Raw genomic sequence first — 10,271 nt, 5'->3', positions numbered from 1 at the left:
GCGACATGGGGCGCCTCCTTCTGATGGTGGTTTTGACAGCGCCGAAGGATGCCACACCCTCGCCGCTCGCCCCATAGCATCTGAGTTCGCAGCCCTGCAATTCCAGGCGCGGGGCTTGACATCATGCCGTACGCGGGGCACCTGAGCAACATGGAGCAGCCCGACATGTTCAACGAGCATGTCCGCCCTTTCTGCCTTTGGGCATGATGAGGAAGGAATGCGGGAAAGATGTTCTTTCCTCTCCGCCGCACCGTCCGGTATGGAGCTCTTGATGAGCCCATGATTGAAGTTTCTGATGAACTGGAGCGCACATGGCTACACTGGCAAAGATCGAGGCAGGTCACGCGATCTATTCGCCGATGGTGCTGCGCACATACGACTGGGTTGTGTTGGGGTTCTCAAACCATCTTCTGTGGCGTTGCCCAACGCAGGAGTTGCGCAGGCTTTACGACCGCAACGTCTCTGCCCGTCACCTCGACGTCGGGGTTGGCACCGGCTACTTCCTCGAAAAAGCCAAATGGCCCGTTCCCAATCCTGCCATCACGCTTCTCGACCCTAATCCCGACTGCCTTGCCGTTGCGGGTAAGCGCATCCGGATGCACGCGCCGCGGACCGTTCAAGCCAACATCCTTGCGCCGCTTCCGCCGCTTGAACCCGTCGAGTCGGCCGGGCTTTGCTATCTGTTTCACTGCCTCCCCGGGACGATCCCGGAAAAGGCTGTCGCCTTTGACCATCTGCGCCCGCTGTTGGCACCAGGTGCTCGTGTGTTCGGGGCGACGATCCTGCAGGGTAGTGTTCCGCGTTCGCGGCCTGCCCGGGCGCTCATGAACCTTTACAACAGGAAGGGCATTTTCTCGAACGCCGCGGATACAGTTGAAGACCTTGAAACCGCGCTCGGCGAGCGCTTTTCAAACGTGAAAGTCGAACTGAGGGGAGCCGTGGCCCTCTTTGAAGCTACTGCCGAGTGAGCGAAGTAGTCGCGGCCCTATCTCGCAGCCCTGGCTGACGGCGAAACACCGCCGCCGACGACATCCGAACCACCCGACCCGGCCGCGTTCGTAGCAAGCCTGCCGAGTGCCTGGCATGCGGGCGTGTCGCTTTGCACTTAACCATGAGAATCCCTCGACAATGATTTCAATTGGATAGCTGTGCACTTAATCTGAGAATTTGCACTTAATTTGATAATCTGGCTTGGCGTATGGCACTTAATGTGAGAATCAGGTCTCGTGACCTTTTTCCCCGTGAGCCACGATGATTGATTCATTTCCCAACGAGATTGACGAACAGCTTTGGGATGAAGCGTGCCGCCGCGCGGATATGATCCGCGATTTCCTGAAGCATCGAACGAGCCGCTCAACTGTCGACAATGTCGCCGGCCTAGCGGCCCAGCTCGAACTGAGCCAAGCGACAACCTATCGATTGATTAATTTATTCAACGCCGGTGGGAACGTCATGTCGCTGGTGGATCGCAAGCCCGGGCGTCCCGAAGGGCATCGCGCCCTCGACGAGGAGCGGGAAGAGATCATCCGCGCGACGATCGCGAGCTTCTATCTGAAACGGAACCGGCCGAGTATCTCGCGGCTGGTCCGGGAAGTGCAAATGAATTGCATATTGGCCGGCCGCAAGCCGCCGCATCGGCGCACGATCGAAGCCCGCCTTGAGGACATCGACCTCCAGAAGCGTGCCAAGCGGCGCGGTGAAAAGAAGATCGTGAAAGCGACCACGGCAACGCCTGGAGCGTCCAGCGCATCGTGTCTCAGATTTAGAGTCAAAGCGACACCAGACCTCGGTTCCCGGTCTCTATGCGGCAGGCGACGCGGCGACTCGCGAACTCGTTGCAGGCGCGATTTCGGGCGGCGGCAACATCAATTCGGCCTGGGCGGTTTCGTCCGGCCAGTGGGCCGGAGCGGGAGCGGGAGCGGCGCCGGGCTGGGTTCGGTCGAGGGCCTGGATCTGCGACTTGTCGTCGACCGACAGCACCACGGCATGAGCCGGCGGATCGACATACAAGCCAACGATGGTCGTCAGCTTCTCGGCGAAGGCCGGGTCGTTGGAGAGCTTGAAGTGCCGCCAGCGATGCGGGCTGAGACCGTGGGCCTTCCAGATACCCTGCACCGTCGACGCTGAAATGCCGGCGACCTTGGCCATCGCGCGCAGCGTCCAATGGGTCGCCTCATGCGGCGGCGGAGCCTGCGTCAGGCGGACGATCTCGGCGATGCTTCGGCGGGACCGGCGCCTTTCCAGGCAGACGGGACCGGTCGCGAAGCAGTCCACCGCCGCCTTCGTGCATGAACCGCTCCTGCCAGCGCCAGACACAGGTCTTGGACTTGTCGGTCTCGGCCATGATTGCCGAGGTGCCCAGACCATCGCCGCTCAGAAGGACAATACGCGCCCGCCAGACATGCTTCTGCGGGCTTCCAGGGGCCGCGACGATCGCTTGCAAGCGCTGACGGTCGCTGGCCGAAACGGTGAAGGAGATGCCATTGCGCATGCATCAAACTCGCACGCCACACCGCAAAACGGAATCCCAAAATCGGACTCTTTTGATCCGATCAATCCATTAGCGAAGAGCATCGCCGCGGATTGGCGAAACGCTGCTCGTAGTCCTTGCTGCGCCGGGCGATCTTGTCCCGGTCGCCAAGTTCCATCTGCATCATCATGCGCCCCGCCGGCGTGGTGGTATCGATCGCTTCTGTCAGAGATCGGAAACCCGCACCAACCACGGAGATCGTCTCCATGATATGGAGCACGTCCTTGAGCGAGCGCGACAGGCGGTCGAGCTTCCAAACGACGACAGTGTCGCCTTTCGCAACTGATCGAGCATGCGATGTAGTTCGGGCCGATCCCATCGCCCGCCGGAAGCCTTCTCCTCGAACACGCGCGTGCAGCCGGCATCGGCAAGTGCGCGTGCCTGAGTCTTGTTCGACTGCTCATCTCCCTTGCTTACCCGGGCATAGCCGATCAGCACAAGGCCGAGGGCGTCCACGAGAATCCCGGTGCGGAGCCTGTCATAATCCTCTTTCCTTATGGTGCCGTAAGGCAAGTGGTTTGTGAAGGGATGAACGATGCCGGCTGGATGTGTTGCAACGTTTTGATTACCGGCGCTGTGGCAAGACCCCTTCGACATTTTCGGAGGATTAGATGTTCAAGGGCCGCCAGTTCGACCAGTCAGTGATCCTGCTTTGCGTGCGCTGGTACCTGTCCTACAATCTCAGCCTGCGTGATCTTGAGGAGATGATGGCAGAGCGGGGATCGCCGTCGACCACACGACCATTCACCGCTGGACCATTCGTTTCGCACCGCTACTGCTGGAGCGCTTCAATCGGCGCAAGCGTAGCGTGACCGGGAAGTGGCATGTCGACGAGACGTACATCAAGGTCCGCGGCCAGTGGATGTATCTTTACCGCGCCATCGACAGTGTCGGCGACACAGTCGAATTCTGGTTCAGCGAGCAGCGTGACCTGCCCCTCGGCCAAGCGGTTCTTCAGAAAAGCGCTGGCACGTCATGGCCGGCCCGACCGCGTCGTCATCGATGGTAGCCAGACCAACCACGAGGCTATCGTTTCCTGTGACATCACAAATCGCTTGCAGGATTGTCGCTTTCACTTCCGGATTTCAATTGAAGCCCAAAGGCGAAAACCGAACCCCTCGGTCTTCACCCTACGCCTTCACACGCGTGGGGGAGGGGAGGGGCCTTTGAGCCCTCGCCCTGACGGGATGAAAGCCGGAGCTTTTGCATCAGGCTTCGCCGAGCAGCGCCCGGCCCAGGTCCTGCAGGGGCATCGCTTCGATGCCATGCTGGAGAGGAAAACGTTCCGATCCCGGAAAGACGACCATGCGCCGCTCCGGAGCAAGGTCGTCGCAGGCCTGGTGGAACCCTTTTTCCACCTTCGGTGTCAAGCTGCGCTTGATTTCGATGGCCCAGAGGCGCTGGCCCGGCAATGTGAGCAGCAGGTCGATCTCCGCGCCCGCGGCGGTTCGGTAGAAATGGCTCAGCGTGCCGGCGGGGGCGGCGGCGGTGAGGGTTTCGATCACAAACCCTTCCCAGGAGGCACCGGCCACCGGATGTCCAAGCACGTCTTCCTGCGTGGCGAGACCAAGCAGCGCGTGGGCGATGCCGCTGTCGCGGACATAGACGCGTGGGGATTTGACCAGGCGCTTGCCGACATTGGCGTGCCAGGGTTCCAGCCGGCGAACCAGCAGTAGATCGACGAGCAGGTCGAGATAGGACGCAACGGTCTTGCCGTCGACGCCGAGCGCGCGGGCGAACTCGGCGGCGTTGAGCAGGCCGGCTGGGTGGTGCGCCAGCATGGTCCAGAAACGTCGCAGCGTCTCGGCCGGGATGCGCGGACCGAGGAGGGGGATGTCACGTTCCAGATAGGTGCGGATGAAATCCAGCCGCCACCGCTGGCTGGCGCGGTCGTTGGCGGCCAGGAAGCTGTCGGGGAAGCCGCCGCGCACCCATAGCGGCCCGAGGTCGGCGGCGCCGACCTCGAGACCGTCGATCGGATGCATTTCGAGATAGGCGATGCGGCCGGCAAGGGTTTCGCCTGACTGCTTCAGGAGATCGATCGACGCCGATCCCAACAGCAGGAAGCGGCCGGCTTTGCGGCCGCTGCGCCGACCTCGGTCGATCAGGCCGCGCAGGTTTTGGAACAGGTTCGGTAGCCGGTGCACCTCATCCAAAATGACCAGCTTATCCTCATGCTCGGCCAGATAGAGTTCCGGCTCGGCAAGCCGGGCGCGGTCGGCGTCGGATTCAAGGTCGAGATAGATCGAAGGTCGCCGTTCGGCTATTTCGAGCGCGAGGGTGGTCTTGCCGACCTGACGCGGCCCGAGCAGCGCCACGGCGGGCATGCTGTAGAGCAGCTCGGTGAGTTCTGTGGTGATGCGGCGCTCGATCATCCTTGCAATTATGGAGTACAGTTCCAGTTTTGCAAGGAAGAATCGACTGTGCAGGCTCGCAGAGGCAGGGGCCTTCTCAGAGCCCCGACGCCTTGGTGAGGTTGGTCCGGAACCGGTCGCGCCGGCGCTGGTATTTGCGGGTCATCTCGGCCGAGGCATGGCCGAGCTGTTTTTGCACGCAACGCTCCTCGATCTCGGCCGACGAGGCAAGGCCGGCGCGCAGCGAGTGCCCTGAGAACAGCAGCGCGCGCTCGCCTTCCGGAAGATCGGCGCGGACGCCGGCGGCGAGCGCCGTCTGCTTGACCAGGCGGGCGACATGCTTGTCGGAGAGCCGCTCGACGTCGACGGTCTTGTTGTCCCGAAAAATGCGGCGGAAAAGCGGGCCTCGCGCAATGCGGCCGAAACGGATCCAGCTCTCGAGCGCGACGACGGGGCAGGAGAGGTCGCTGGAGCCGCGGCCGACCTCGACCTCGCGCCAGCCGGTTTTTCCCCTGAGCGTGACGAGCACGCCCTTGTCCGGAAAGATCTCGATCCAGCCGGCGCCATCGCTGTGGTCGTCCCGCACGACGTCGAGACCGATGATTTCGGAGCGGCGCAGGCCGCCGGCGAAGCCGAGCAGCAGGATGGCGCGGTCGCGCAGGCCGCGCAAATCATGGCCGAGCGTCGCAATCATCGCCAAGAGATCGTCGCCGAGCACGGCTTCCTTCTGCCGCGGCGGCTTTGCGTGCTTGCGGCGAATGCCGGCGAGCACGGTGGCGATATGCCGATCGGATCGATCCATTGGCAGGCCGCGCTGGGTAAAGTTCCAGGCAAGGCCGGAGAGGCGCCGCTCGATGGTCGCCACGGAGAGCGATGGCAGGCCGCGTTTCGGATCACCGGCGGCGCAGGCGCCGATGTAGAGGCCGATGACCTGGCTCGAAGGCGGCAGCGGATCGAAGCCTTCCCGGCGGCACCAGCTGGTGAAATGCCGCCAGTCCTTGGCGTAGGCGTCTGTCGTGTTCTCGGAGCTGGCGGCCTGGCGTAGGCCGTGGCGGTCTCGACGAGGGCTTCCAGCCGCGCCGGCGCCCACGAGGTGGGGGGTGAGGCGCCCATTTCCATCACCAGATCGACGATATCGGGCAGATCGCCATCTTTGTGGTCGGCGGGCGGGAGGTCGATTTTGGTGGGTTTCGATGGGGACTCTTCCATGCTTTGGCAGGCTAGCCGCTTACGTCCGATAAGCAATTACCGGACGTAAAAAGCTGTCGACGGGCGCGGCGGTTTGGCGTCATTTTCGCTGCCAGAAGCGCCGGCTTGATTCATGCTCGTCGGCGATGATTCTCCGCCCCCAGCCTTCTCAGCGGCACGTGGTCCAGCCGCTCGGCACCGCGCCGCCCGCGCGCATGGCGACTGTGCCATCCTGGCTGCGCAGCGCCGTCGGGACGGCGCAAACCGTTGAGGATGCTGCGATAGCGTCCCGCGCCGCCCTCGGCGCGCTTGATGCGGCCGTCCGCCGGCAGGAGCGATGGGCCGGCGCCTGGCGGCATCGGCTGGCGGTTGCTGCCGTCGGGGTAACGGCGCGGGCGGCGGGCCGGGCGACGATGTCGGCCCAGCCGGTCTTCTGCTCCTCGCCTGGCGTCGCCTTGCAGGGTGGCGATCAGTTCGAACAGGACGGATGTCTCGGCCTGATCCTTGTGGGCATAGGTGATGTCGTCGAGGATCAGGAGGTGGAACTTGTCGAGCTTTGCCAGCGCGGCCTCGAGCGCGAGGTCACGGCGAGCCGCCTGAAGCCGCTGCACGAGGTCGGTGGTTCGGGTGTAAAGAACGCGATAGCCGGCCTCGACGAGGGCATGACCGATCGCCGACAAGATATGGGTTTTGCCGGATCCGGAATTGCCGATCGCGATGAGGTTGGCGCCGGCATCGAGCCAGTCGCCGGCGGCGAGCGCGGTGATTTTGGCCTTGGGGATGGCGGGCAGCGCGGCGAACTCGAAGGTCGCCAGGGTCTTGCCTGCCGGCAGTCTGGCCTCGGCAAGATGGCGCTGGATCCTGCGGGTGTCGCGTAGGGCGAGCTCGAGTTCGGCCAGGGCGGCGAGGAAGCGTGCCGCCTGCCAGCCCTCGCTATCGGCCCGTTCGGCGAGTTCTTGCCAGTGGCGCTGGAAGCTCGGCAGGCGCAGGGCCGTGAGCATGATCGGCAGCTTGTGGAGATCGACTTGCACGGTCATGAGCGGGCCTCCAACAGGCTGTCATAGGTGGCGAGTGGGGTGAGGACGACCGGCACGTCAACCGGCAGGTCGCGTTTGCGGCCGGCGATCCGGTGGCGCAGCTCGACGGGATCGGGCAAGCGCCGGGCCCGCACTTCGGCGGCGATCAGCCCCGCCAGTTCGGCCTCGCACGCCTCCTCATGCGCCAGGGCCAGAAGACCGACCATTCGCTTGCAAGCCTGCTTGCGCGGCAGCGCTTCGCTGAGGGCGATCCAGGCGCGGCGATACTCGTCCCGGGGAAACAGACCGTCGCGGTAGACGGAGCCGGCGAGCGCCATCGGCTTGCGCTTGAGGGCGTGGATCACGTGACGGTAATCGACGACGTGCACACGCCGCCCGTCGCCGCGACCGCGGGCACGTTGGTGGGTGACGACATGTGTATTGCCGAGGAAGGCTTCGATGCGGTCGTCATAGATGTGTACGCGCAGGCGATGGCCGATCAGCCGGCTCGGCGCGCTGTAGAACACGCCGCAGGCCTGGAAGCCGCCGGTGCGGGTGACCGGCGCAACGATCTCGACGAAGTCGGTGGTGCGGCGCTGCGGCAACGGCCGCAGGCTCGCCAACTCGGTCCGCACCGCGTCGCGGCGCCGGAGGTTCCGGCGGCCAACCAGCTGATCGAGGAAGTGGCGGTAGCTGTCGAAGCTGGCGAAGTCGCGGCTGCCGCGCAGCATCAGCGCCTGGTCGAGCGCGTCCTTGAGGTGTCCATGGTGGGCTTCGACGGTGCCATTCTCGTGCGCCTCGCCGGGATTGTTGGGGCTTGGCTTGATCCGGTAGTGCCCGCAGAGTTCCAGATAGCGCCGGGTGATGTCGTCGGCCTGCTCCCGGCTGAGGTTCTTGAAGGCTGCCGACAGGCTGTCGGTGCGATGCTCGGCCGGCACGCCACCCAGGGTCCACAGGGCGTTCTGGAGGTGCTCGGCGAGCGCGGTGAAGCTCTCGCCACCCAGAACAACACCGGCATGCTCCCAGCCGCTGTAGGCGAGCACGAAATGGTAGAGCCGGTGCGCAAAGGGTGTGCCGGCGATGCTGATGCCAAGGCTGCCGGCGTCGGTGAAATCCGACAAGGCCATCTGGCCCGGCACCGGAGCCTGCCGGAAGATGACCACCTTGTCCGGTCCGCGCCGGGCGCGCCAGTCGCGCACCCGGCGCTCGATCGTACGGCGGATGCTATCGGCAAAGCGGTCCGGATATTGCTGCTGGAGATAGCGCAGCAGGGTGACGGCCCGGATCGCGGCATTGCGCTCAAGCATCGGCTCAAGCTCGTCCTTCCAGACATCGCCAAGCGGATCCGGCACGGTGCGCCCGCGCACCGGCTTGCATTGCGAAGGCGGGCGGGGATCGGCCTCGATCCGGCGGGCGGTGCGTTCGCTGAAGCCGGCGCGGGCCGCGGCGATCTTCTGGGTATAAAGCTGACGTTCACGCATGTAGAGTCTCATTTGCTGGTCGTTGATGGGCTTGCCTGGCACCCGGGACCTCCGTTTTGGACGACAGAGATTCCCGGTCTACCAGCCCCGCAGCGATCAGCGCCCGCCTCAAGCTCAACATCTACAACTTCAGTCCACTGCTGCCTCTCTCCGGCCGGGCTAGTATGGGCCCGCCGTCGATCGGCGGCAGCGGTCAAGTTGCTTGTCGCTACCGGTCAGGAAGGTTGTCGCTCAACACACGAATATGTTCGCGACACTGTCCACGTCAATTCGGTCGAGGGTTCGCATTGCCTCGCTTGAATTGTTCCTAGATGTTGAGCCGTTGCCTCATCTGATTTGCTCCCCGCATTTGTGTGGCAGGAGCAAATCAGATGAGGCAGGCCAGCATGGCGGCGCGGGGACGAGCTGGTGAGTGCGGTAACGGCGCGCTACGCCCGAAGCGACCGGGCAGAGAAGTCGCGCATTCTCGATGAGTTCGTGGCGGTGAGCGGCTTTCACCGCAAGCAGGCGATGCGCCTGCCTGCCATAGCAACTTCAGCGAGGGCAAAACTCCACTCATTCACGCCGGCCAAACTCATCAGACCAGTCTGTTTGGATCCTTCCTGGAGATCTGCTTTTGGAGCTTTGAGCTTACCTCGGTAGTCCGCGGGCGCGCTAGACAGCGCCTTTTCCCGCTTGATGCGGTCATTGACGCGGCGATCGAATGCACAGCCTTGCTGGCGAACGCCCAAATAAGGATCGCGGCGAGCGCACCGGCGAAGATCAGAAACCGCAAGGGCTCATTGACTGGATCCTTTTCGAGGATGCCTCTTCCTACCCTATGTAAGACATATGCGCCTACCAAACAACCAACAACGGCGCCGGCGAGCTCCTGGGTCTGCATGAAGGCGACGGGGTTGGTGTGGAAGAGAACGCTCACCAGGGGCGTGAAGGCGCCAAGCGTCACGAGCGAGGTTGAGGGGCGAACGGCCGCGTTGGCTCTGAACCATGCGGTCTCCCGATCCAGATCCCGCTCCCGTTGCAGGGCGGCAGTCTCCTCGTTGATCCCCCTCAGCTCAGTCAGGCCGTCGTCCAGTGCCGCAGCCAGCTCCTTCTCGATCTTGTCAAGCTCCGCTTTCAATTGCTCCTCTGTGGAGTCCTTGTCTGCCACAGCTTAGTCCCCACCACTCTTTCGTGGCTATGTGGCCGAAAACAGTTCACCCTTAAAGGCGGGGGCCAGGGCCTCCTTTGCCTCACCTCGGCGTCCTTAATGTAAAGGTGGGAGGCGTTTCGTCGTTGAGGATGGGGTAGGCGCGCATTGCCGCCCGGCGCCTATCCTCGGCTTCGACCTCGACGGTCGCGGTCACGCAGTAGTGGTTCGTCTATAACCTTCTCCCAGACACCGGCCTCCGGCAAGCGGGATCATGTCCTGCACCCGCAGGAATATACCTGAGCATCCTCTTTGGAGCTCCAGGCGGTTCCCGTGTGATATATCCCTGAGTTGCCAGCGCGGCGAATGCGGTTGTCGGACATGTGGATCTCCTGCCGAGTTCTGGGGTGGCCACTGCCTATCAAGAGGACTGAGGGGGAACGTATTCAGAGCTCATTCATAAGAAGGACAGATGATGCAATATCGACACGGTATTTGCTTCCGGCCCGCGTTGAGCAGATTGGAATGTAAACGACAGCTCGACGATGAGCGGATGCCCCTTCCCTGGCAGTG

General features: G+C 63.4%; 4 protein-coding genes and 6 pseudogenes. 3 read left to right on the top strand and 7 right to left on the bottom strand.

Features of this window, described 5'->3' with window-relative positions; all coding sequences use genetic code 11:
- Window positions 1-311: 311 nt before the first annotated feature.
- Window positions 312-968: a methyltransferase domain-containing protein gene (locus tag F3H98_RS28070; protein ID WP_149763957.1), complete on the top strand. Its 657-nt coding sequence runs from the start codon at window positions 312-314 to the stop codon at window positions 966-968.
- 955 nt (window positions 969-1,923) lie between these two features.
- Here the strand turns inward: F3H98_RS28070 and F3H98_RS28060 are convergent.
- A pseudogene (locus F3H98_RS28060) lies at window positions 1,924-2,491 on the bottom strand (helix-turn-helix domain-containing protein); the annotation flags it as partial.
- Window positions 2,492-2,552: 61 nt separating this feature from the next.
- Window positions 2,553-3,127 (bottom strand): annotated as a pseudogene (locus F3H98_RS32460) (recombinase family protein).
- 14 nt (window positions 3,128-3,141) lie between these two features.
- Between F3H98_RS32460 and F3H98_RS28050 the strand changes: the two are divergent.
- Window positions 3,142-3,600: pseudogene (locus F3H98_RS28050) on the top strand (IS6 family transposase); the annotation flags it as partial.
- A gap of 138 nt (window positions 3,601-3,738) precedes the next feature.
- Here the strand turns inward: F3H98_RS28050 and F3H98_RS28045 are convergent.
- Together F3H98_RS28045 and F3H98_RS28040 are read right to left on the bottom strand one after the other, a co-directional pair.
- On the bottom strand, window positions 3,739-4,905 hold the full coding sequence (locus F3H98_RS28045) for an ATP-binding protein (protein ID WP_149763956.1): 1,167 nt from the start codon (window positions 4,903-4,905) through the stop codon (window positions 3,739-3,741).
- Between the two features lie 76 nt (window positions 4,906-4,981).
- Window positions 4,982-6,093, bottom strand: a pseudogene (locus tag F3H98_RS28040) (tyrosine-type recombinase/integrase).
- A gap of 125 nt (window positions 6,094-6,218) precedes the next feature.
- On the opposite strand from F3H98_RS28040, the pseudogene F3H98_RS32685 reads away from it, so the two are divergent.
- A pseudogene (locus F3H98_RS32685) lies at window positions 6,219-6,428 on the top strand (DUF1403 family protein); the annotation flags it as partial.
- A 108-nt stretch (window positions 6,429-6,536) separates the two neighbouring features.
- Here F3H98_RS32685 and F3H98_RS32680 read toward each other — a convergent pair.
- From F3H98_RS32680 to F3H98_RS28025, 3 genes and pseudogenes are all read right to left on the bottom strand, one after another.
- A pseudogene (locus tag F3H98_RS32680) lies at window positions 6,537-7,109 on the bottom strand (ATP-binding protein); the annotation flags it as partial.
- Entirely contained in the window at window positions 7,106-8,611 is a 1,506-nt protein-coding gene (gene istA, locus F3H98_RS28030) for an IS21 family transposase (RefSeq protein ID WP_149763952.1), read from the bottom strand. The gene istA and the pseudogene F3H98_RS32680, both read right to left, overlap by 4 nt.
- A 535-nt stretch (window positions 8,612-9,146) precedes the next feature.
- A complete protein-coding gene (locus tag F3H98_RS28025) occupies window positions 9,147-9,719 on the bottom strand; it encodes a hypothetical protein (protein WP_149763950.1) in 573 nt (190 codons plus the stop codon).
- Window positions 9,720-10,271: the final 552 nt, after the last annotated feature.

It is taken from the genome of Neomesorhizobium albiziae, assembly GCF_900114255.1.
Lineage (GTDB): Bacteria > Pseudomonadota > Alphaproteobacteria > Rhizobiales > Rhizobiaceae > Neomesorhizobium > Neomesorhizobium albiziae.
Note: the sequence above shows the minus strand (reverse complement) of the source record. Positions and strands in the feature narration are given on the sequence as shown.